Source organism: Nonomuraea fuscirosea, assembly GCF_035917475.1.
Classification (GTDB): domain Bacteria; phylum Actinomycetota; class Actinomycetes; order Streptosporangiales; family Streptosporangiaceae; genus Nonomuraea; species Nonomuraea fuscirosea.
The window spans coordinates 10,542,924-10,562,177 of the sequence record NZ_CP109074.1; the positions used below are offsets into that span (position 1 = coordinate 10,542,924).

Annotated in this window: 21 protein-coding genes, 1 tRNA gene and 1 pseudogene; 10 read left to right on the forward strand and 13 right to left on the reverse strand. The window is 70.4% G+C overall.

Features of this window, described 5'->3' with window-relative positions; translation table 11 throughout:
* Positions 1-70: 70 nt before the first annotated feature.
* Together OIE67_RS48525 and OIE67_RS48530 are read right to left on the reverse strand one after the other, a co-directional pair.
* The gene (locus OIE67_RS48525) at positions 71-526 is read right to left on the reverse strand and encodes a hypothetical protein (protein ID WP_326633378.1); all 456 of its coding nucleotides are present in this window, start codon (positions 524-526) and stop codon (positions 71-73) included.
* Positions 510-1,202, reverse strand: a complete 693-nt coding sequence (locus OIE67_RS48530) for a PAS domain S-box protein (protein WP_326633380.1) — start codon at positions 1,200-1,202, stop codon at positions 510-512. Before OIE67_RS48530 ends, OIE67_RS48525 begins: the two co-directional genes overlap by 17 nt.
* Before the next feature lie 236 nt (positions 1,203-1,438).
* Between OIE67_RS48530 and OIE67_RS48535 the strand changes: the two genes are divergently transcribed.
* The 3 genes from OIE67_RS48535 to OIE67_RS48545 all read left to right on the forward strand — a co-directional run bounded on the left by OIE67_RS48535 (position 1,439) and on the right by OIE67_RS48545 (position 3,151).
* The gene (locus OIE67_RS48535; RefSeq protein WP_245956235.1) at positions 1,439-1,654 is read left to right on the forward strand and encodes a hypothetical protein; all 216 of its coding nucleotides are present in this window, start codon (positions 1,439-1,441) and stop codon (positions 1,652-1,654) included.
* Positions 1,655-1,757: 103 nt separating this feature from the next.
* Positions 1,758-2,342: a TetR/AcrR family transcriptional regulator gene (locus tag OIE67_RS48540; protein ID WP_326633383.1), complete on the forward strand. Its 585-nt coding sequence runs from the start codon at positions 1,758-1,760 to the stop codon at positions 2,340-2,342.
* Complete coding sequence (locus OIE67_RS48545) at positions 2,339-3,151, forward strand: alpha/beta fold hydrolase (RefSeq protein WP_326633384.1); 813 nt, start codon at positions 2,339-2,341, stop codon at positions 3,149-3,151. Before OIE67_RS48540 ends, OIE67_RS48545 begins: the two co-directional genes overlap by 4 nt.
* A 68-nt stretch (positions 3,152-3,219) precedes the next feature.
* Here OIE67_RS48545 and OIE67_RS48550 read toward each other — a convergent pair whose 3' ends face one another.
* The gene (locus OIE67_RS48550; RefSeq protein ID WP_326633386.1) at positions 3,220-3,609 is read right to left on the reverse strand and encodes a hypothetical protein; all 390 of its coding nucleotides are present in this window, start codon (positions 3,607-3,609) and stop codon (positions 3,220-3,222) included.
* Between the two features lie 172 nt (positions 3,610-3,781).
* On the reverse strand, positions 3,782-4,966 hold the full coding sequence (locus OIE67_RS48555; RefSeq protein WP_326633389.1) for a PucR family transcriptional regulator: 1,185 nt from the start codon (positions 4,964-4,966) through the stop codon (positions 3,782-3,784).
* A 227-nt stretch (positions 4,967-5,193) separates the two neighbouring features.
* Here OIE67_RS48555 and OIE67_RS48560 point away from each other — a divergent pair, with 227 nt between their 5' ends.
* Together OIE67_RS48560 and OIE67_RS48565 are read left to right on the forward strand one after the other, a co-directional pair.
* Entirely contained in the window at positions 5,194-6,204 is a 1,011-nt protein-coding gene (locus tag OIE67_RS48560) for an ATP-binding cassette domain-containing protein (protein ID WP_326633391.1), read from the forward strand.
* Positions 6,201-7,037: an ABC transporter permease gene (locus tag OIE67_RS48565; protein WP_326633393.1), complete on the forward strand. Its 837-nt coding sequence runs from the start codon at positions 6,201-6,203 to the stop codon at positions 7,035-7,037. Before OIE67_RS48560 ends, OIE67_RS48565 begins: the two co-directional genes overlap by 4 nt.
* Before the next feature lie 1,701 nt (positions 7,038-8,738).
* Here the strand turns inward: OIE67_RS48565 and OIE67_RS48570 are convergent.
* The 4 genes and pseudogenes from OIE67_RS48570 to OIE67_RS48585 form a co-directional block, all read right to left on the reverse strand.
* A pseudogene (locus tag OIE67_RS48570) lies at positions 8,739-10,202 on the reverse strand (BTAD domain-containing putative transcriptional regulator); the annotation flags it as partial.
* A 62-nt stretch (positions 10,203-10,264) separates the two neighbouring features.
* Positions 10,265-10,735 carry a hypothetical protein gene (locus OIE67_RS48575; protein WP_326633395.1) on the reverse strand — a complete coding sequence of 157 codons (471 nt, stop codon included), beginning with the start codon at positions 10,733-10,735 and terminating at the stop codon, positions 10,265-10,267.
* Between the two features lie 136 nt (positions 10,736-10,871).
* The gene (locus OIE67_RS48580) at positions 10,872-11,255 is read right to left on the reverse strand and encodes a VOC family protein (RefSeq protein WP_245956236.1); all 384 of its coding nucleotides are present in this window, start codon (positions 11,253-11,255) and stop codon (positions 10,872-10,874) included.
* 111 nt (positions 11,256-11,366) lie between these two features.
* Complete coding sequence (locus OIE67_RS48585) at positions 11,367-11,726, reverse strand: hypothetical protein (RefSeq protein WP_326633398.1); 360 nt, start codon at positions 11,724-11,726, stop codon at positions 11,367-11,369.
* Between the two features lie 175 nt (positions 11,727-11,901).
* On the opposite strand from OIE67_RS48585, the gene OIE67_RS48590 reads away from it, so the two are divergent.
* Positions 11,902-12,438, forward strand: coding sequence for a MauE/DoxX family redox-associated membrane protein (locus OIE67_RS48590; protein WP_326645719.1), 537 nt, complete (start codon positions 11,902-11,904; stop codon positions 12,436-12,438).
* Between the two features lie 666 nt (positions 12,439-13,104).
* Here the strand turns inward: OIE67_RS48590 and OIE67_RS48595 are convergent.
* A complete protein-coding gene (locus OIE67_RS48595) occupies positions 13,105-13,983 on the reverse strand; it encodes a pirin family protein (protein ID WP_326633401.1) in 879 nt (292 codons plus the stop codon).
* An 86-nt stretch (positions 13,984-14,069) separates the two neighbouring features.
* Between OIE67_RS48595 and OIE67_RS48600 the strand changes: the two genes are divergently transcribed.
* Entirely contained in the window at positions 14,070-14,399 is a 330-nt protein-coding gene (locus OIE67_RS48600; protein WP_326633403.1) for a winged helix-turn-helix transcriptional regulator, read from the forward strand.
* Positions 14,400-14,406: 7 nt separating this feature from the next.
* Here OIE67_RS48600 and OIE67_RS48605 read toward each other — a convergent pair whose 3' ends face one another.
* Positions 14,407-15,282 carry a LysR family transcriptional regulator gene (locus OIE67_RS48605; protein WP_326633405.1) on the reverse strand — a complete coding sequence of 292 codons (876 nt, stop codon included), beginning with the start codon at positions 15,280-15,282 and terminating at the stop codon, positions 14,407-14,409.
* Between the two features lie 89 nt (positions 15,283-15,371).
* On the opposite strand from OIE67_RS48605, the gene OIE67_RS48610 reads away from it, so the two are divergent.
* Positions 15,372-16,226 carry a TIGR03564 family F420-dependent LLM class oxidoreductase gene (locus OIE67_RS48610; RefSeq protein ID WP_326633407.1) on the forward strand — a complete coding sequence of 285 codons (855 nt, stop codon included), beginning with the start codon at positions 15,372-15,374 and terminating at the stop codon, positions 16,224-16,226.
* On the opposite strand, the gene OIE67_RS48615 is transcribed toward OIE67_RS48610, so the two are convergent.
* Positions 16,210-17,253 (reverse strand): questin oxidase family protein, encoded by a 1,044-nt coding sequence (locus OIE67_RS48615; RefSeq protein ID WP_326633410.1) that lies wholly within the window; start codon positions 17,251-17,253, stop codon positions 16,210-16,212. The two genes, OIE67_RS48610 and OIE67_RS48615, sit on opposite strands and share 17 nt — an antisense overlap.
* A 194-nt stretch (positions 17,254-17,447) precedes the next feature.
* Between OIE67_RS48615 and OIE67_RS48620 the strand changes: the two genes are divergently transcribed.
* Both OIE67_RS48620 and OIE67_RS48625 read left to right on the forward strand, forming a co-directional pair.
* On the forward strand, positions 17,448-17,900 hold the full coding sequence (locus OIE67_RS48620; RefSeq protein WP_326633411.1) for a hypothetical protein: 453 nt from the start codon (positions 17,448-17,450) through the stop codon (positions 17,898-17,900).
* Between the two features lie 278 nt (positions 17,901-18,178).
* Positions 18,179-18,337 carry a hypothetical protein gene (locus OIE67_RS48625; protein ID WP_326633413.1) on the forward strand — a complete coding sequence of 53 codons (159 nt, stop codon included), beginning with the start codon at positions 18,179-18,181 and terminating at the stop codon, positions 18,335-18,337.
* A 178-nt stretch (positions 18,338-18,515) separates the two neighbouring features.
* Here the strand turns inward: OIE67_RS48625 and OIE67_RS48630 are convergent.
* Together OIE67_RS48630 and OIE67_RS48635 are read right to left on the reverse strand one after the other, a co-directional pair.
* A tRNA-Arg gene (locus OIE67_RS48630) sits at positions 18,516-18,588 on the reverse strand.
* A 147-nt stretch (positions 18,589-18,735) separates the two neighbouring features.
* Positions 18,736-19,095, reverse strand: a complete 360-nt coding sequence (locus tag OIE67_RS48635) for a hypothetical protein (protein WP_326633415.1) — start codon at positions 19,093-19,095, stop codon at positions 18,736-18,738.
* Positions 19,096-19,254 lie beyond the last annotated feature (159 nt).

Sequence of the window (19,254 nt, forward strand, 5' to 3'; positions counted from 1 at the left end):
TCATGCGATAAATGGTGACAGACGCGAGCGACGGTTGTCCACCACCCTTCTTGCCGGGTGCCACCCGGGGTCATTCCTTCCGGGGGTGCCGGAGTTGGTAGGGGCCGGTCGTCTCGGACGCGGGCGCCGGGGCCAGGCCGGCCGAGATGAGCTGCGTGCGCAACGTGACGACCGTCCGCTCCAGAGCCCTGATCTGGGCCTGGAGCCGGTTGATCTGGTCGCGCATCGCGGTGGACGCGCTCTGCTCGGTGGCCAGGTCGGTGCTCACCTGGGAGGCCTGCGTCTGCATCCGGACCAGCTGTCTCTCCAGCTGGCTGAGCGCGTCCTCGTAGATCGTCTTGGCCCTGATGAAGGCCTCGGCGTCCACCTTGGAACGCTCCAGCTCGGCCTGGCGCTCCACCTGGAGCAGCGAGGTCTCCTGGGTCTTCTTGTTGGCGTCGGTGGCCGACCGGAAGGCCATGTACGCCACTCCGAGCGGAACGGCGCCCACGGCGACCTGAATGAGGATGTCAGTCAGGCTCGGCATCGCCACCTCCTCCGACGGGCCGGATCACGCCCGTGTAGGCGATCCCGTCCTCGTGATGCCAGGCGTTCACGGTCAGGGCGATCGGGAACTCGGTGCCGTCGCGCCGCAGGCCCACCAGCGGGATGATCCGCCCGGCCAGCTCGGACCGGCCGGACGAGCTTACCCGGAGCAGCCCGGCGGAGTGCTGTTCGCGCAGACGGCGTGGCATCAGCATCGTCAGCGGCCGCCCCACGGCCTCCTCGGTGCTCCAGCCGAACAGGTCGGCCGCCTGGAGGTTCCACGACTGGATGATGCCGGCGGAGTCGGCGACCACCACGGCCGCCGCCGGAGGCAGGGTGCCGGGCAGCCGTCCCGGCGGCCTGGGCGCCTCCGGCCAGGTGGCGATCAGTGCGATCCAGCTGCCGAACGCCAGCCAGACCGCGCCGGCCACCCAGCCGCGCTGGTTGGCGCCGGTCACGGTGGAGACCATGTGCACCAGCCCGTACAGCAGGAGCAGCGCGGTGGCGGCGGCGAACGCCATCCGGTCGGAGCGCATGAACATCTGCACCAGGCACAGGGTGCCGACGAGGAACCAGGCCAGCGCCCAGACGTTCAGCGGGGCGACGGAGGCGAGCGTGGTGTAGCCCGAGGTGGCCCGCTGGGAGGGCGGCGCGAACGCCAGCGAGGCGGCGATCACCTCGCCCAGCAGGCCGACGAAGGCGAGCGACGCGCCGCGCCGGCCGATGCGGTGCAGGGCGCGGCGGAATAAAGCTGTTCTGACGGCGTCTCCGTTACTCACGGTTGCCAGGGTAATACATATAGTTAGTCCTAGATGGCCTTATCGTAACCTCCGCCGAGCGGGTTTTCCGGTGGAACGGGGGCCGGGGAATCGAGGGCTGGACCGGCTGCCACCCGGCTCGTTAGAGTGGCCGCATGACTACTCTGGGTTACGACATTGATGCGCTGCGTAGTGCGTTCCCCGGCTGGTCCTTCTTCTACAGCGACGAGGGTGTCCTGTACGCGACCAGGCGCGGTGTCCGGCTGGATGACGACGAGATACACCGCGGCCTGCATCAGACGGTGAGCGCGAACGACATCGACGCGGTCGTGGACCTGCTCCAGGACCAGCAGCGTGTAGAGGCCGCCTGACCTTCAGTCCCGTCCCGCACCCGTCCCGCTCAGCAGCAGTGTCCCGCTAGTTTCCGAGAGGCCCTAGGATGTGCCTAGGAAGTCTTGGAAATGAGGAGGACGCATGGCGCGGGCCGGGCTGACGGCGGAGCGGGTGACGGTCGCGGGCGCCGATCTCGCCGACGAGGTCGGACTCGACCAGGTGACCATGTCCGAGGTCGCGCGGCGGCTCGGCGTGAAGGACGCCAGCCTCTACACCCACGTACGCAACGTCGAGGACCTGCGCGGGCGCATCGCGCTGCTGGCCGCGGACGAGAAGACCGTGCGCATCGCGGAGGCGACCGCCGGGCTGGCGGGCAAGGACGCGCTGGTCGCGTACGCGAACGCGTGGCGGGAGTTCGCCCACGAGCATCCGGGCCGCTACATGGCGACGCAGGTGCCGATCAGGATCGATCCCGAGCTGGCCGCCAAGGCGACGGGGCCGCGGCGCGCGGTCGAGCTGACGTACAGCATGCTGCGCGCGTACGGGCTGGCCGAGCCCGACCTGACCGACGCCGTACGGGTGCTGCGCAGCACCTTCCACGGGTTCGTCGCCCTGGAGGCCGCGGGCGGGTTCGCCCACGCGCGCACCCCGCAGCAGACCTGGGCCCGCACGCTCGACGCCCTGCACGTCCTCCTGGAGCACTGGCCGGAAGGGGAGTCCGGATGAACGGCAGTCTGCGGGTGCGCGGCGCCACCCTGCACTACGAGGTGCGCGGCGAGGGGCCGCCGCTGCTGATGATCCCCGGCGGGACGGGCGGCGCCGCCTCTCTGGAGACCGTCGCCGAAGATCTGGCCACCGAGTACACGGTCGTGACCTACGACCCGCGCGGCCTCGGCCGCAGCCCGCTCGACGACCCGGAGGCCGGGCAGCGGGTGGCCGAGCACGCCGGCGACGCGCTGCGCCTGCTGGACCTGCTGGCCCCCGGCGTGCCGGCCCGCGTCTTCGGCTCCAGCTCGGGCGCGATCGTCGCCCTGCACCTGCTCACCGCCCATCAGGAACGCCTCGAACGGGTGGTCGCGCACGAGCCGCCGGTGGTGGAGGTGCTTCCGGACGCCGCGGTTCATCGTGCCCTCGTCGCCCGCGTGGGCGAGACGTTCCGTACCGAGGGGCTCATGCCCGCGATGGCGGTGTTCGCGGCCGGGCTGAGCAAGGACGGTGAGCCCGCCCAGCCCGAGCTGCCGCCGCAGGCGGCGGCGCGGGCCGAGCAGACGATGGCCGGCCTGCCGTTCTTCGTCGGCCGCATCGTGCCGAGCTTCATGTCGTACGCGCCGGACGTCGACCGGCTGGCGGCGCTGTCGGACCGGCTCGTGCTCGCCGGCGGCCAGGACTCGCGCGGCGAGCTGCCCTACCGCCCGGCCGCGTACCTGGCCGAGCGCTTCGGCGCCGAGCTCGTGCACTTCCCCGGCGGGCACACGGGCCTGACCACGCACCCCGCCGAGTTCGCCGAGCTGCTCAGGAAGATCCTGCGCGCCTGACCCGCCCGGTACGCCGGCGAGCCACCCGGGGGCACACCCGGGTGGCTCGGTAAGGGGCGGATCGGGGGTCAGACCTCCTGGACGTTGGCGGAGCGCACGGTCCACGGCGGCCCGCACGTGCCGCGCCCGGTGAACCGGTTACCGGCGAAGATGATCGGGCTGGCGAACTGGTAACCGTCGGAGCAGGTCACCAGGATCCTGATCGCCCCGCTGAACACCGAGCAGTCGATGTCGATGTAGTACGCGGGGATGGGCACTCGGCGGGAGCACGAGTACTGGGCGTTCACCGACGCTCCGCCGTCCTTGCCCGGCGTGTCCGCGAGCTCCGAGGTCGACTGGTCGGTGAAGCCGCGTTCCGGTGCCGCGGTGGCCGTACTGGTGTGCAGTGCGACGGAGAACAGCAACGCCGCGATCGCGCTGAGCACGCCGATGAGCATTCTTCTCGCATGTACTGCCATGTCGTCGAAACCTTTCGCTGGTTTCCATTTCGGCCCGGCCGAGCCCTGCGCCGCTACTTTCGCCGAGCCCGGGACTTCCGGTCATCGTCACTTCACGAGAAACACCGCGACGGCGGCGCGGCGGCGATTGTCACTCGTGTCAAAACAGGGCCGGTAAAGGGTTCGGACAGGGTCAGATAAGGGTGTGTTCGGTCCACGCGCCCGCCAGCAGTCTGGCCACGGTGGTGCTCAGCACCCGGACGCCGTGGGTGGAGCCGGGCTCGATGCCCACCAGTTCCCGCACCCGCCGCAGCCGGTAGTCGAGCGTGCGCGGATGGATGTGCAGCGACTCGGCCGTACGCAGGCGGTTCATGTCGTGGCGGTAGTAGGCGTCCAGCGTCGGGACCAGGTCGGGCCCGTCCCCGAGCCGGCGCGCCGTCTCCCGCAGCCACTGGTCCACCTGCGGCGTCTCCACCGCGCCCAGCTCGGCGAACACGTCCGCCACCCCGTACAACCTGCGCGGCACCCGTTCCATCGGCGCCACCCTGCTGACCTTCCGCGCCAGCGCGGCCGCCTGCCCCAGGGTGTGGCGGCGGCCGTGCGCGGTGCCGGTCGAGCACGGCCGCCCCGCGATCTCGGCCACCGTCCGCGCCAGCGCCAGCCCCGCCTCCTCGGCCGCCGTACGGTGCTCGGGCCGCGTCCCGTGATACGGCACCAGCGCCACGAACTCGTCCGGCTCCTGCCAGCCGAACGGCACCCGGTGCCGCCGCAGCAGCGCGCACACGACCTCCTCCCTGCGCTTCGGCGGCGGAGCCGAGGCCACCCGGACGACCGTGACCAGGTAGTGCTCGGCCGTCGGCACCCCGAGGTGATCGGCCAGCTCGGCGGCCATCGGGTCGTCGTGCAGCATCATGGTGGCCAGCAGGTGCACGCGCGAGGCCGTCGGCAGGAACCGTTCGTACCCGCGGAAATAGCCGCGCGTGTAGGCCGCCTGCGCCGTCGGGCCGTTGCGGCCCAGCCAGTCGATCAGGCGCATCGTCTCGGCCAGGTCGCCCGGCCCGGCCGCCTCGGCGATCTCCCGCAGGGTGAAGGCGGCGTGCAGCGCGAGCGCGCCGCGCTGGCAGGCGGGCGCCACGCCCTGCCCGCCCCGCTGCTCGCCGACCGACTCGATGAAGGCCAGGTCGCTGTCCAGCAGCGGCTCGCCGGACGCGGCCAGCTCGGCTGTCCGCCTTCGTACGACGACCGCGAACTCCAGCATCGACGCCCGCGCCCTGGGTTCGACGGCCTGGAAGCCGGCGATCTCCCGGGCGCAGGCGTCCACCACTTTCCTGGCATTGTCGTCGGCCCGGCGTCCGAGCATGCCGAAGAGGTCCCCCATGTCGAATTCTCCCCGTGACGTCGCCGTGTCTCCATGAAACGCGCAGTTCCGTATTCGCCGGAGGGACGCCCGCGTATCAGAAGAATTTCGCGCGCCGCTGACAATGTGCCGGAGACCAGGCCACATGAATATCGGCCCGCCGTTTCACGGTGAAAGTTTCACGCCGCCGGCGTCCCGTGAAACCCGGTCGAGGGCACCGTGAAACCGGCGCCGCCGAGAGTGGCACCATGAGCATCACAGAACTCGACCCGCCCCCCGACGTGGCCGTACGCGCCCAGGGCTTGGCGAAGACGTTCGGCGGCCATCGCGCGGTCGACGGGATCGACCTGGACGTGCGGACCGGCGAGATCTTCGGCGTGCTCGGCCCGAACGGGGCCGGGAAGACCACCATGTTGCGGATGCTGGCCACCCTGCTGAAGATCGACGCCGGCCGGGCCGAGATCTTCGGGGTCGACGTGGTCGATCAGCCGCACGTCATCCGCCAGCTCGTCGGCGTCACCGGACAGTATGCCTCCGTCGACGAGAGCCTGACCGCCCGCGAGAACCTCTGGCTGTTCGGCCGGCTCCAGGGCGTCGCCAGCTCGCGAGCCCGGAGCATCGCCGCCGAGCTGCTGGAGCAGTTCGGCCTTGAGGAGGCCGCCGACAAGCCGATCGCGCAGTTCTCCGGCGGCATGCGGCGTCGCCTCGACCTGGCGGCCAGCCTGATCACCAGGCCGCCGCTGATCTTCCTGGACGAGCCGACCACCGGGCTCGACCCGCGTACCCGCGGCCAGATGTGGGAGACCATCCGCGGCCTGGTCGCCGACGGCTGCACCGTGCTGCTGACCACCCAGTACCTGGACGAGGCCGACCAGCTCGCCGACCGCGTCGCCGTCATCGACCACGGCCGCAAGGTCGCCGAGGGCACCCCCGACGAGCTCAAGACGGCGGTCGGCAACTCGACCCTCCAGCTGCTGCTCGCCCGGCCGGACGACGTACCCGAGGCCGTGCGGGTGGTGCGGCGCGTGCTCGGCTCAGAGCCGGTGCTCAGCCCGGAGCAGGGCCGGCTCAACGTCGCGCTCGACCAGGCCGACCTGGCGGCGGAGGTGCTGATCGCGCTGCGTACCGCCGGGGTGTCGATCTCCTCGGTGAGCGTGGCCAAGCCCAGCCTGGACGAGGTGTTCCTCGCCCTCACCGGCCACGAGACGGACGGCGACGAGGCCGGGAAGGCTGCCGGCACCATGGAGGAGAACCGATGAGCACCACGATCGCACCCGCCCGCGAGAGCGTCCGCGCCACCGACCGCGTGGCCACCGCCCGGCGGCGCGTCACCGTCGGCGAGACGTTCAGCCAGACCATGACGCTGGCCTGGCGGGCGCTGAAGCGGATGCGCCGCAACCCGGAACAGTTCTTCGACGTGGCGCTGCAGCCCATCCTGTTCACCGCGATGTTCGCCTACGTCTTCGGCGGTGCCATCGCTGGCGACGTGGAGAGCTACCTGCCCCTGATGATCCCCGGCATCCTCGCCCAGACCGTGCTCACGACGTGCATGGCCACCGGCACGCAACTGCGCGAGGACATGGAGAAGGGCGTCTTCGACCGGTTCAAGTCGCTGCCGATCGCCCGGATCGCGCCCCTGGCCGGCCCCATGGTCGCCGACCTGCTGCGGTACGCGATCGCGGCCACGCTGACCTTCGGCATGGGCATCGTGATGGGTTATCGCCCGGGCGGCGGGGCGGGCGGCGTGCTCGCCGCGATCCTGCTGGCCATCTTCACGGGCTGGTCGCTGGCGTGGATCTTCACCTGGATCGGCACGATCGCCAGGAGCGCCCAGGCCGTGCAGGGCATCTCGATGATGATCCTGTTCCCGCTGACGTTTCTGTCGAACGCGTTCGTCCCGGTCGAGTCCCTGCCGGACTGGCTGGCGGCGTTCGTCCGGATCAACCCGGTCTCACATCTGGTCACGGCCGCCCGCGACCTCGCCAACGGCGGCCTCGTCACCGGAGAGGTGGCCTGGACGCTCGTCGCCGGCCTGATCTCCATCGCGATCTTCGCGCCCCTGTCGGTACGCAGCTACAAGCGGCACATGTGAGCTGCACGCCGGCCTGTCCGCGCCGCCTCCGCCGGTCTGCTCGACGAGCCGCATCGCCTCGTCCAGCAGGTCGGAGCCGCGGCGGGCGCCGTACTCGGCCCGCACCGCGGCGAACGTCCCCGGCGCGATCCGCTCCGCGTACGGCTCGATCCGCTCGATGGACATGACGGGCATGGTGGCGTTGTACGCGAACCGCTCGGCCAGCAGCAGCAACCTGATCGCGGCCTCAGGGTCCATGGCCCCCCGCAACAGCCCCCAGGCGCCGAGCCCGAAGAGCATCGAACCGCACATGGGGTAGTCGAGGATGGGGTTGTCAGGGGTCAGCAGGTCGTACCTTCTGACGCAGGCGAACAACTCCTCCCCGTACGGGAGGTCCTCCGGCGCGGCGTGGTAGGCGTACGCCGTCAGCGCGATCGACTCCGAGATCACCGTCCACGGGGCGCGCTCCAGCCGCGGCACCCCGGGCATGCGCAGGTCACGCGCCCGCTGGACGGCCAGCCGATACTCCGCCAGCGCGACGGTCGTCCGGCCGCGCGCCAGGGAGAGCTCGGCGGCGCACAACGAGACGATCGCCATCCCGCCGATCACCGCCTCGCTGTCGTTGATCCTGGAGACCGCCGCCATTTCGGCTTCCGCGCCGTCCAGGTCGCCTCCGGCGATGGCGCAGGCCACCAGCACGGCGCGCAGCTGCGCCTCGTCGTCGGCGGCACCGAGCCGGCTCAGCACCGGGATGGCGAGCCGCGCGTACCGGACCGCCCGGCCGCGCTCGCCGAGGTTCAGGTACAGGTGGGCCAGCATGGCGTGCATGATCGCGATCAGCCACGAACCCTCGTCGCCGTGGACCAGCTCCAGGGTCCGCTCGGCGGCCGCGATGGCTCCGCGCACGTCACCCGCGTTCTCCAGGATGTGGGCGATCTGCCGCGTCGCCGCGAAGGCCTCGGCCTTGTCGGGGCTCTCCGCCAGCTCCGTCAGCCGCCGCAGCATCTCGGGGCCGTCGAGACCATCACATTCGAGCATCACCCGCCACAGCGCCGCGACGGTGGGATCCGTCGCCTCCGAGACGGGCAGCGAACGGAGCAGCCGGCGCACCGCCTCCCCGCGATCGTCGACGATGATCATGATGTTGACCAGCGCGACCAGCAGCGCGGTCCGGGTCACCTCGACCAGGTGGGGAGGCGGCTTCCAGCCGGACAGCACCTGGTTGATCGCGTCCCGATGGACGAGGACGCGCGCGTGGTCGCCGCGGATCGACCACAGCGCGCCGATGCCCGTGAGCAAGCGCACCGTCGTGGCCGGATCGGACTCGCCGAGAGCCTGCCTGAGCAGGTCGGCGAGGTTGCTCTCCTCCGCGCGCAACGCGTCGGCCGCCGCGAACTCCTCCGGGCTGAACAACCGGGCGGCGTGTTCGAGCGCGTACGCCGTCGCCCACGCCCGCTGCGCCGCGCGGGCGGGCTCCTCCTCGCCGGCCTCCCTCAGCCGCATCCGCCCGAACTCCCTGACGGTCTCCAGCATCCGGTAACGCAGGCCGTACGTGGTCTCGCGGACGCTCAGCATCGACTGCTCGGTCAGCGCGTCCACGACGGGCAGGGCGTCAGGCCCGAGGACGTCCTCCGCCGCGGCCAGCGTGAACCCGTCGCCGAACAGCGACAACCAGCGCAACGCCCGCCGCTCCGGATCGTCCAGCAGATTCCACGACCAGTCGATGACCGCGAGCAGCGTCTGATGCCGGTCGGGGGCCGTCCGGTTGCCGCCGCGCAGCAGCGCGAACCGGTCCGCCAGCCGCCGCGCGATCTCCTCCACCGACATCACCCGCACCCGCGCCGCGGCCAGCTCGATCGCCAGCGGCAGCCCGTCCAGGCGGGCGACGACCTCCCCGACCACCCGCTCGTCGATCCGCACGTCCGGCCTCGCCGCCGTGGCCCGCTGGCGGAACAGCTCCACCGCGTCACCGGCCGGCAGCTCGCCGAGCAGGTAGACGCGTTCGGCGGGGATCGACAGAGGTGCGCGCGAGGTGACGAGCACCCGCAGGTCGCGGGTCGTCACGGTGAGGAACGCCACCAGATCGGCGACTGCCTCGATCAGGTGCTCACAGTTGTCCAGGATCAGCAGCGCGGGAGCCTGGTCGAGATGCCGGGCGATCCGGGCGCGTACGTCCGAACGCTGCTCGGCGGTCAGCACCCGGCGCCCGCTGACCGAGTCGCGCACCCCCAGCGCCGAGCCCACCTCGCCCACCACGCCCTCCGGCGAGGAGACGCCCACGAGCTCGACGAAATGAGCGACGGGCTGGGCCGCGTTCCTGCCCACCACATGAGCCAGCCGCGTCTTGCCCAGCCCGCCGGGGCCGATGATCGACACCACCCGGTGGGTGTGCAGCAGGGCGTGCACCGCGCGGATGTCACCGTCCCGGCCGAGCAGCGACGAACCGTCGTACAGGATGCCCTGACGCACCGGCCGATCCGCGGCCAGCAGCTCGGCGTGGACGCGGGCGAGCTCGGGCCCCGGCTCGGTGCCCAGCCGCGCGACCAGCCCGGCGCGATACCGCCCGTAGCGCTCCAGCGCGGACCCCGCACCTCGTACGGCGGCCTCGCTGCGGAGCAGGCAGGCGAGCAGTTCCTCGTCCTGCGGCCGCCCGGCGGCCACCTCCTCCAGCAGGGGCAGCGCGCTCTCATGGGCGCCGCTCCGGCTCAGGGCCACCGCCGCCACCCGCCGCGCCTCACCCACCCACGCCGCCGCCACTTCCCGCAACTCAGCCAACGCCCCCACAGCCCCGTCCGGCCCACCGACCGTCATCGCCATGGCCTCATCGGCCCGCCGCCGCGCCAGCACCATGTCACCCTCGGCCAGCGCCTTCCGCGCCTGCTCCACCAGCCCGCCGAGCAGCAACGCGTCCACCTGGTCGGCGGGCAGCCCGAGCCGGTACCCCCGCGGCATCCGTACCACCACGTCGGCCCCGGTCGCCGCCCGCGTCCGCGACACGACCACCTGCAGCGCCTTCGTCGGATTGGCCGGCGCCTCCTCCGGCCACAACTCCTCGACCAGCCGCTCGTCACTCACCCCCGCGCGTCCGTGCAGGGCGAGCACGGCCAGCAGCGTATGGGCGCGATCCCCGACCACGCGCACACCCCGCCAGCGAACGCCGTTCAGCAGGACCAGGGCAGGGGACATACCCACAGCTTACGGACGACCGCCCGCCGAGGCGCGCGACCACGCCCCCTCCACCCTGATCCTCACCCCGCCCTCCACCGCACCCGAACCCCCACACCCAGCAACCCGGCGGCAACGCCGTACCCGAGCGGCTGCGACGCAAGCAGGGCCAGCCACGGAAGCCTCCCGTCCCAGCCGGCGCAGTCGAGCAACCTGACGAACGAGATCATCTCCAGCACCTGCATGAGCGTGACCACCAGCATGACCGACCCAGCCAGCACCCCCACCACCACACCGACCCGCCGCCCTGCCCAGACCGCCACCACGCCCGACAGCAGTGCGCACACGGAGGGCAGCGCGTTCGCCAGCAGGACCCGCTCAATGGTGTTCAGCACGCGAGCCCGCAACTGCTCGACCCACGTATCCTCAGGAAAGCTCGAAAGCGGCCCGGCGCACCACACCTCCCCGCCGGGAACGTACCGCTGCGACAACAGCAGCAGAAACGTCAGAACACACACCACCAGCGAGGCCGCCCACCAACGCAGAAAGCGCATCAGCCACCTCCCGCACAAGATCGACAGCCCACATCATGCACCACGCTGTCGCCTCCGGGACAGGCCGCGTACCGACGAAGAGAGTGATACTGGGCCGATGGCCTCAGCCGCTGCTGCCGATGAGCGGATCGCGTGATCAGCCGTCGTCGCGGCACAAGCAGAAGGGGTGGCCGGCTGGGTCGAAGAGGACGCGGACGTTGTCCTGTGGCTGTTCCGTGGCGACCGAGGCTCCGAGGGCGACTGCCTCGGCGACCGCTGAGTCCAGATCGCCGACCTGGAAGTCGAAGTGCATCATCGGGCGCTGTTGCCCGGCGGCGGGCGGCCAGACGGGGGCTTGGTAATCGGTCGCCTGCTGGAACACGATGTAGATGGAGCCTTCGGGAGCGGCGAGAATCGTGGTTCCCGGCTCCTGATGGCCGATGGGCCATCCGAGCAGGTCGGAGTAGAACTGGGCCAGAGCGGCGGGGTCGGGGGCCTCGATCGCGGTGCCCCACCACATGCCCTTGGTTCGTGATCGCACTGGTGCACCTTCTCGCGTGAGCGCCGATGTCGGTGGTGGAGGCACGCTAGCGCCGGTTGCGGACGATCCGCTTCCGGAAAGAGGAACTGCCGCTCGCCCGGGAATCGATCATCACTTCTTGAGACACTGTCCCCAGCCCACAGCGCCGGCTGGAGCGGGCGTCCCCTTCACGCGCAGCCGCTCGACCTCCGCCTGTAGCGCATCGATCTGCCTGTCCCGCGGGTCGGCCTTCGGCCGGCCAACCGGACGGGCCAGCGCCTGCTCCGCGCCATGGTCACGAGCTGTTCGCCAACTAGAGATCAGCGAGGAGTACAAGCCCTCGCGACGCAGCAACGCGCCCTTGCCGGCCTTGTCGAGCCGCTCGTACTCCTCCAGGATCCGGGCCTTGTAGGCGGCGGTGTAGCGGCGGGCAACAGCTCGCTCGCGTACCTGGGGGTCAGGGATCTCGGGATCCTTTTCACTTGCTCCCACGAAGGGATGTCTCCTTCCCCACCCTCAACACAGAGTTTTGTACATATTTGCTACCTCTGTCCATTTTGGCGGGGAGGGCTGTGAGCAGGCGGGATGGTGGGTGATCTGTTCTGGTCTGAGGGGTTCGTTTGATAATGAGAGCCGGGATGATCACTGCTGGTACGGAGTTGCCGTGATGGGCTATGTGGTTGTTTGGGGTCGGCTGCTGGTGCTGGGGATCTTTCTGGTCTCGCTGGCCGGCAAGGTACGCGGCCGTCAGGCGTTTCGGGAGTTCCTCATGGCCACCGGCACGTTGCTGGCCGTGGAGCGGAGGTGGGCGCGGTGGCTCGGTTCGCTCGCGGTGGTGGCGGAGGTGGGGATCGTGGTGCTGGTCGCCGTGCCGGGCACCGTAGCCGTGGGGTTCGCGCTGGCGGCGGTCACGTTGGGTGGGTTCGGGTATGCGCTGGTTCGTGCCATGGGGAGGGGGAAGGGGGCGTCCTGTCGCTGTTTTGGGGCGTCTGAGAAGCCCGTCGGCCGGCATCACGTCATCCGTAACGTGGTGTTGATCGGGGTGGCTCTGGTGGCGATGGGGGCGACGTTCGCTGGGACGTCGGGTGGTGTCGAGCTTCCTGGGGTCGTGATCGCTGCGGTGGCGGCGGCGGTGTGTGTGCTGGTCGTCGTTCGGCTCGACGACATCGCCGAGCTCTTCCGTCCTGCCCCCGTCGGACGCTGACGGTCAGCCCGCCGTCGGGCGGTGACGGTCGGCTCGCCCCGTGCGTACCGAGAAGGCCGGTGATCTCGTTCAGCCGGTCGATCTCGTCGTCGCGTCCGACGAATCCGAGCGGGCTCCCTGGTAACTGAGCCGGCACCGGCGGCCCGGCCGGGACATCGGGGACGTCGACCTCGGCGCAGTCGACGTCGAGCCGGTACCCGGCGCCACCTTCACGCAGCACCCGATCGGGCCCGAGGAGTCACCCGCAGGCCGCGCGTGTACAGCCGCAGGTTGGCCGCGGCTGAAGGCGGAGGCGCGGACCCCCACAGCGCGTCGACCAGGTAGTCGGCGGAGAAGCTGCCATGCGGATGGCCGCGCAAGCAGCACGGCGAGCAGGAGCCGCTGCTTGCGCGGCCCCAGGGCCGGGACGACCTCGCCGGACCGGACCCGCAACGGACCCAGAACCTTGAACACCACGATCACGCTCCTTCCGCGTGACGCGTATGGCGCTCGCGCGCATGACCGCGGCGATGTCATGGCGAAATCTCTCGACCCGGGCCACTTCGAGCAGGGCACCGGGAAAACGCCCGCCGGAAGGAGCCCCCACTCGATCGACGGTCATCCGTACCTTGGCCGGAGTTGATCATCCAGGCTGCTTGACGCCGGAAACCGCGCCGCGCTCGTGGATCACGTGCCGGAGGGCAGGCGGGTGTGCCGGGGGATGCTGCCGAACTTGCCGGAGTGGAAGTCGCGGTAGGCCTGTTCTATCTCGGCGCGGGTGTTCATCACGAAGGGGCCGCTGGCGTACACGGACTCACCGATGGGCCGCCCGGCGAACAGCATCACCTTGGTCTGGTCGTCGCCGTCACCGGTGTTCAGGGCCAGCGTGGTCGGGTCGCCCGGCCGGGACACCGGATCCGACCAGGCGATCTGCCCGGCGTGCACGGTCCGGCCGCCGATCTCCGCCTGTCCTGAGAGCACGTACGCGAACGCGCGCTGGTCCCCGTCGAGCACCTGCCGGTACGCAGTTTTCGGATCGAGCGTGATCACCAGGCCCAGGATCGGCCAGTGATTGAGCGCGAGCGCCCGCGCCTCCCCGACCTCCCCCGAGATCAACTGGACCAGCACGCCAGGCTCAGTGTGTACGGCGTGCGTACCGGCCCGCAGGTCCTGATAGCGCGTGGGTACGAGCTTCCGGTGCGCCGGCAGGTTGACCCACAACTGGATCACATGCGCCTGCTCCGCGCGGGCGGCGACCTCACGGTGGATGATGCCCCGCCCCGCGGTCATCCACTGCACGTCCCCCGGCCCGAGCACGCCGGCGTTGCCCATGCTGTCGCCGTGCTCCAGCGCCCCGTTCAGGATCAGGGTCACCGTCTCCATCCCACGGTGCGGATGCCACTCGAACCCGGGCTGGTTGACGAATTCCTCCCCCATCACCAGGAACGGATCGGTCCAGGCGTTTTGGCCCGGCGCGATGATCATCGCACTGTGATCGGACATCGGGGTCGGACCGATGTCCAGCTTGTCGAGAACCCGGTCCACCCGCCGGCTCACTGTCGTCATGATGACCTCCCTTTTGTCGGTCAGGGGAAGTATCCGTCCGCCGATCAGCATTGACAAACGTCAGCGAAGTTACTTACTTTCGAGAAGTGACCAGCGACACTCCGGTGGACGAGGAAAGCTGCCACCGCATCCTGCACGCGATCGACATCATCGGCGTCCGCTGGGTCGGGCCGATCCTCCTCGCCGGGGCCCGCGGCGCCCGCCGGTTCAAGGAGTACCGCGCGTTGGTGCCGGGCATCTCGGATCCGCAGCTCACGCTGCGGCTCAAGCAACTACAGGACCGCGGGCTGATCGAACGCACGGTGATCCCCAGCACGCCGGTTCAGATCACGTACGCCCTCACGCCCGGCGCCGAAGAACTCATCTCCGCACTTCAGCCGCTGGCGCACTGGAGCGAGCGGCACCGGGCGAGCTGACGGCGGGTCACTGTGCCGCTTGGGGCGGGTCGGTGAACGCCCGGACGAACGAGGACACGCAGACGTCCGGAGTCGCCAGCGAGGCGACGATGTGCCCGTCGATGCTCAGCGGCGGGTCGAGCGGCAACGCGCGGATCCGGCGGGCGGCGTACCCGGTCAGTTGCTCGGCGGTCAGCAGCGTCCACGCGCCCTGCCCGGCGCCGATCTCGATCAGGACGGTGAGCAGTGAGCCGCCCGACCGGCCCGTCGATCCCCCTCCGGCCTGGTGCAACGCCGAGATGACCGCTTCGTGCAGCGCCGGGTCCTCCTCGCGCGCGGGCAGGCGCAGCGCGGCGCGGTCCAGGTCCGCGAGCCTGGCCACGGGGAGGCCGGCCATCGGGTGCCGGTCGGAGACCACGGCCAGCAGCGACTCGGACCAGGCGCGTACGACGCGGACGCCGGTGGCCTCCACCGGACCGCGTACCAGCGCGAGATCCAGCTCACCGTCCCTGACCGCGGCGAGCCGCGCGGGCACCGGCAGGTCCACCAGCATCGCCTCGGCGGGCCGTTCCCCTTCGTGCAGGAGCTCCGCGCCACGCTCCAGGCGCGCGGTCAGGCCGGGGGCGACGCCGATGCGCAGGAGGGCCGCCTGCTCTCCGGCCACCACGCGCACGCGGGCCGCGGCGGCGAGGGTCTCCTGAGCCGCCTCCAGCACGCGCCGGCCGGCCGGGGTGAGCCGGACGTGCCGCGGGGAACGGTCGAACAGGCGGGTGCCGAGCTCCCGTTCGAGCCGGGCGATCTGGTGGCTGACGGCCGGCTGCACGATGTTGAGCCGCTCGGCGGCCCGGCCGAAGTGGAGCTCCTCGGCGACGGTCACGAAGTAGCGCAACGCGCGCAGCTCCACGTCCCACGCTCCTACGATGACAAAAAGTAATCGCTGAACAGTCTAACTGGGGCTGGTTCCGCCGGGTACAGGACGGCTGGGATGGAGACATGCACTATGGCACTGCTTTGATCAACCCCACGTCCCCCGCGGACGTGGCGGCCGCCGCGGCCGACGCCGCCGACCGCGGACTCGACACCTTCTGGACCAACCAGAACCCGGGCAGCTGGGACCCGCTCATGCTGCTGGCCTCACTCGGCCGCCGGCCGGCCGAGGTGGGCACGGCGATCCTGGCCACCTACCCCCGTCACCCGGTGACCACCGCGACCGAGGCGCTGACCTTCCAGGCCGCCGCGGGCGGCGGGCTCGCCCTGGGCGTCGGCCCGAGCCACGCCTGGTACGTCCAGGACCAGCTCGGCCTTCCCTACACGTCGCCGCTGCGGCACACCCGCGAATATCTGACCGTGCTGCGCCCCCTGCTGCACGGCGAACCGGTCCGGCACACGGGCGAGTTCTTCACCGTCGACACCCGCCTTGACATCACCGCCCCGGCGCCCAGTCTGCTGATGTCGGCGCTCGGACCGCGCATGCTGGAGGTGGCGTACGACCTCGCGGACGGGGTGGTCGTCACCTGGATCACCCCGGAGATGATCGCCGAGCACATCGCCCCGCACACCGCTCCCGGCGCCCGCATCGTGGCCCAGCTCATCACCCTGCTGAGCCCGGACCCCGACGCCGCCCGGGCCGCCGTCGCCGAACAACTCGCCGCGATCGGCCAGATGCCCGCGTACCGCGCCTCCCTCGGCCGCGCCGGGCTCGACAACCCCGCCGACACCATCGTCATCGGAGACGAGACGACGATCACGGACGCACTGAAGCGGTATCAGGACGCGGGGGTGACCGACCTGGTCGTCTCACCCCTCAACGAAAGAAGCCGCACCCTGGACCTCACCGCAAAGGCTTGATCAGGCCGGTCGCGCGGACCACCGCGGCGAGGGCATCAGGATCGCCGGTGCGCCGGTGGACGTCCAGCGCGGTGTCGGCCAGCTTGATCACGTGCTCGTCTCCGTGCCGCACCGCCAGCTCGAACACCTCCTCCGCCGCCCCGGGGACAGCGGGCAGGTCCTGGCGGGGAACGGGCTGATCGGGGGCATAGGCGGCGGTCACCGCAGCACCTGCCGCCCACGCCGCGTTCATGCCGGCCACCCACATCTCGGCCGGCAACGCGGGCAGCGCCCGCAGCACCGCCGTCGGCGCCGTCGCGGTGTGGACCAGCATGACGGCATTGCCGTGCGCGTGAGTGGCGTACCGCAGGGTCGCCGCGTCCGCGAGCTCGGTCAGGTACGCACGCGCCTGCTCGGGGTCGGCGGCCGGCTTGAGCGCGGCGAGCGAGGACCTCCACTCGGCGAGCTCACCCAGCTGTTCAAGGCGATGATTGATCCCCGCACTCTGGTCCGGCACACGGGGCACTCCCGCGAAAGCACGCTCGGGCCCGGCCGTACCAGACGGCGCGTCGAACCCCGCGATGGCCTGCCACCGCGCCGCCCAGTACCCGAGCGCCTGCCCCAGCTCAGCCAGCCGCGTCTCGTCCTCCTGCCGCAACAACGCATGAATCGCATGCCCCGTGCGAATCACCCCGTGCGTGGCTCCGGCCGCGATCCCCGGCAGCAACCGTGGCCACCAGGTCCCCAGCACGGCCCGCCACGGCTGCTCCCGCAGCTCCCTGTCGAAGTACGCCAGCCAGTCGCCGAGCCGGCGCGGATCCCCGAGCGCCTCCCGCCACTCCCCGGCCTCGATCGGCGAGCTGCCGCGCGGCAGCTCATCCAGCCGTCCGACGTACGTGTCGAGCCAACGGTGCACTTCACGCCCGTACCCGTGCCTGACCATCGATTCGACCGCCATCGGACCGTGGTTGGACAGCCACCCGTCGAACTCGGGGCCGGTCGTGTGCAGCCGTCCGTACGCTTCGTCCAAAGTCCCGGTGTCATTCATGCCATCGGACGCTAGTAGCTCCCACCACCCCACACCTCGGCCCTCCGACCGGGAAGCTCTACTGCTTTGGACCTAGGTTTCCGCGTACGGCTCAGCGCTGCCGCTGGGCCATTCCGGCACGGATGGCTGAGCGCCCCATGAATCGTGATCAATGCGTGTGCGTCGTGAGACGGCCGGACTTGATGCTTGCAGGTGTGGATGCGAGCAAGGTGAGTGTCTCACCTGCCGCCGAGGGACGGCTGGCCGAGCGGGCGGTAGCCGCCGCGTTCGCCGGCACCATGCTGATTCTCGTCCCGCTCGGCGGGTTGCTGCTGCTGGCCGCCCTGTCCGACGACTCACGTTGCGGCCACTACGGCTGTGTCGGTCTCCTGGCCGACGCGTGGAAAGTGGGTAGTTGGGCGGCGATCGTGCTCGCCTGGCCACTGCTGCACCTCTTTCGCGTGCGCCCGGCGTGGCCCGTCGCCGTGCTGGCGCCCTTCTTCCTGGTGCCGATCTGGGAGCTCGCCGAAGTGCCGCTCAGCGTGATGGCCGGAACGTTCGCCTATCCACTGGCCGCCCTGGTGAGCTCGCCGCGCCTGTCGTGGCGGGGGCGCAGTTTGGTTCTGGCCCTCTTCTTTCTGTTCTGCGCCTTCCTGGCACTTTCTTAGGGGCAATCCTGGCCTGGGCATGTTACGTCTTCGCATTCAGCCGCGATCGCTGATGCTGCGAGCCGTCGGGGACCGTCGAGTGATGCATATGGCGGGTGTCACCAGTAGGTCGCGCTCCACCCTCTCGATGGACTGCTGATGCAGGGCAAGGGCTCTCTGGCCGGAGTCGCTGCTGTTGCAAGGCTTCATCGCAACCCAGCGGTGACGACGGCCTGAAGCCGCCCAACGCTCGGCTGTACCCCGACCGCGCCCGGCGCTAGCTCATGCTGGACAGTGCGGTGCTTGACCAGGTTGCCGGGGTGATGGGGAAGGCCGCGACGAAGGAGCACCGCCTGTTGTGGCGGCTGACCGGGACGCTGATCACCGGCCAGGTCGCACCATGCGTAGTGATCGATGACAAGTCCTGGTGGAAGACCAAGGCCGACAACGGCAGCTGACCTCAACCGTCGTCAACCTTGCTCGCCAGCGCGCCTCAGCCGCCGGCATCTTCGCGGAGGCGATCGGTGAGTGAGGCGGACCCGCCTTAGCAGGGGTGTCAGCCAGATCGCGCGATTGTCCTGACAAGCAGAAAGGCCCGCTCCAGGGGATCCCTGGTGGCGGGCCTTTTGTGCTGTGCGCGGCCGACAGGAGTCGAACCCGTAACCTTCTGATCCGTAGTCAGATGCTCTATCCATTGAGCTACGGCCGCTCGCTGCGTAAGCAAGCATAGCGGGTTTTCGGGAGTGCCTCGAACCGGATACGGGGTTATGGCTGGGGTTGGTTCGGGGGCTGGGTGGGTGTGGGGTGGTGTGAGGGGGTTTGAGCAGGGGAGCTCGTGGGTCCTCCGGGTGCGGGCTTACGGGTCGGCTTGGTTCAGGAGGACGTCGAGCAGGATGGCCATGTCGGTCAGTCTGCGGAGGATGAGGGCGTACTGGTCGTGGGTCTGGACGCGGATCTTGGTGAGCTGGTCGGTCGTGTGCCTGCGGAAGCTTTCGATCTCGTCGTTGAGGGCGGAGAAGTCTTGGTTCAGCTCCGCCTGTAGGCATTTGACCTGGGTTCTTGGGTCGGTGTGCGGGTCTCCCGGCTGGGTGCGGGGGTGTCTGCGCCGTCGGCGTCGAGGTCTCAGGGGGCTGAGGGTCGGGTCGCCGGTACGTACGGTGGCCTCCAGGGCGTCCGCGCGGAGTTTCAGTTGGCGAATCTCCGTCTCGATGTCCACGTACCTCTACCTTCGCGGTAGTTGGGAGGGATCCGCTTGCGAGGGTGTGCGCTCGTGGGTCCCACGTACTGTGAGCACATGGTTGCAAGGTGTGGGGGGAAGTGGGAAACCGTGATGGGTGGGCGGGGTGAAGACTTTCTCCCGGGGGTGTAGTGGAGA

What these genes read in the sequence shown, in the direction of transcription:
- OIE67_RS48525 (WP_326633378.1), bottom strand. Translation starts at nt 526, where the DNA reads ATGCCGAGCCTGACTGACATCCTCATTCAGGTCGCCGTGGGCGCCGTT.
- OIE67_RS48535 (WP_245956235.1), top strand. Translation starts at nt 1,439, where the DNA reads ATGACTACTCTGGGTTACGACATTGATGCGCTGCGTAGTGCGTTCCCC.
- OIE67_RS48540 (WP_326633383.1), top strand. Translation starts at nt 1,758, where the DNA reads ATGGCGCGGGCCGGGCTGACGGCGGAGCGGGTGACGGTCGCGGGCGCC.
- OIE67_RS48545 (WP_326633384.1), top strand. Translation starts at nt 2,339, where the DNA reads ATGAACGGCAGTCTGCGGGTGCGCGGCGCCACCCTGCACTACGAGGTG.
- OIE67_RS48550 (WP_326633386.1), bottom strand. Translation starts at nt 3,609, where the DNA reads ATGGCAGTACATGCGAGAAGAATGCTCATCGGCGTGCTCAGCGCGATC.
- OIE67_RS48555 (WP_326633389.1), bottom strand. Translation starts at nt 4,966, where the DNA reads ATGGGGGACCTCTTCGGCATGCTCGGACGCCGGGCCGACGACAATGCC.
- OIE67_RS48560 (WP_326633391.1), top strand. Translation starts at nt 5,194, where the DNA reads ATGAGCATCACAGAACTCGACCCGCCCCCCGACGTGGCCGTACGCGCC.
- OIE67_RS48565 (WP_326633393.1), top strand. Translation starts at nt 6,201, where the DNA reads ATGAGCACCACGATCGCACCCGCCCGCGAGAGCGTCCGCGCCACCGAC.
- OIE67_RS48575 (WP_326633395.1), bottom strand. Translation starts at nt 10,735, where the DNA reads ATGCGCTTTCTGCGTTGGTGGGCGGCCTCGCTGGTGGTGTGTGTTCTG.
- OIE67_RS48590 (WP_326645719.1), top strand. Translation starts at nt 11,902, where the DNA reads ATGGGCTATGTGGTTGTTTGGGGTCGGCTGCTGGTGCTGGGGATCTTT.
- OIE67_RS48595 (WP_326633401.1), bottom strand. Translation starts at nt 13,983, where the DNA reads ATGACGACAGTGAGCCGGCGGGTGGACCGGGTTCTCGACAAGCTGGAC.
- OIE67_RS48610 (WP_326633407.1), top strand. Translation starts at nt 15,372, where the DNA reads ATGCACTATGGCACTGCTTTGATCAACCCCACGTCCCCCGCGGACGTG.
- OIE67_RS48615 (WP_326633410.1), bottom strand. Translation starts at nt 17,253, where the DNA reads ATGAATGACACCGGGACTTTGGACGAAGCGTACGGACGGCTGCACACG.